The 1,094-nt window shown below is 38.5% G+C and carries 1 pseudogene; it reads left to right on the forward strand.

Annotated elements, in window-relative coordinates:
• A pseudogene (locus GN157_RS18000) lies at window positions 1-1,094 on the forward strand (hypothetical protein); the annotation flags it as partial.

Consider the following 1,094-nt stretch of genomic DNA (forward strand, 5'->3'; position numbering starts at 1 on the left):
TCATGGCTTGACAATTCTAATACAGGAACTGAAGCAGACTTCTTAGCATCCTTAGTTGGAGCTACAGGTCCACAAGGTATAGCCGGAACCAATGGTGAAGATGGAGCCACAGGTCCACAAGGTCCTGCTGGTCCACAAGGTCCTGCAGGTGCAGATGGAGAAGATGGTATAGGCGGTGTTACAACAGCAGGTTCAGGTATTGCAGTAACCGGTTCAGGTACAGTTGCCAACCCTTATGTAGTATCAACAAACTTTTCAGGTTATAATGGTCCTGGAAGTATAACATCTTCACACTTAATAGTGAGTAACGGTACCCATTCAACATTTAAAGATGTGGAGCTTAGCATTAATAATAATGTAATCACATCAAACATGATTATTGACGGAGCAATACTAAATCAGGATATAGCAAATAATGCCATTACTTCTGATAAAATACAGGATGGCGCTGTTAATACAGTAGATTTAGCTAATAACTCAGTTACTACAGCTAAACTTGCAGATAACTCGGTAACATCTACTAAAATATTTGATGGTACAATACAGTCTCAGGATTTAGCAAATGATTCGGTAACAGCAGATAAAATTAACGGAAACGTTGCAGGTAACGGATTAACCCAAAACGCATCGGGAGCTTTAGAAGTGAATGTTTCGGCTCTTACGGGTGACGGAAGTATAACTTCTAATCATCTTGATGTACAGGGAGGTAGTAATTCAACATTAAACAATGTGATATTAGCTATTAAAGATAATGTAATCACATCAAGTATGATTGTTGATGGTGCTGTTCAAACTAATGATTTAGCAAATAATGCTGTTACTTCAGCAAAGATACAGGATGGTACTATTCAGTCTCAGGATTTAGCAAATAACTCAGTTACCACAGCTAAACTTGCAGATAACTCGGTAACATCTACTAAAATAGTTGATGGTACAATACAGTCTCAGGATTTAGCAAATGATTCGGTAACAGCAGATAAAATTAATGGAAACGTTGCAGGTAACGGATTAACCCAAAACGCATCGGGAGCTTTAGAAGTGAATATTTCGGCTCTTTCAGGTGACGGAGATATAACATCTACAGATCTTTCTGT

It is taken from the genome of Flavobacterium rakeshii, assembly GCF_009741375.1.
GTDB classification, from domain to species: domain Bacteria; phylum Bacteroidota; class Bacteroidia; order Flavobacteriales; family Flavobacteriaceae; genus Flavobacterium; species Flavobacterium rakeshii.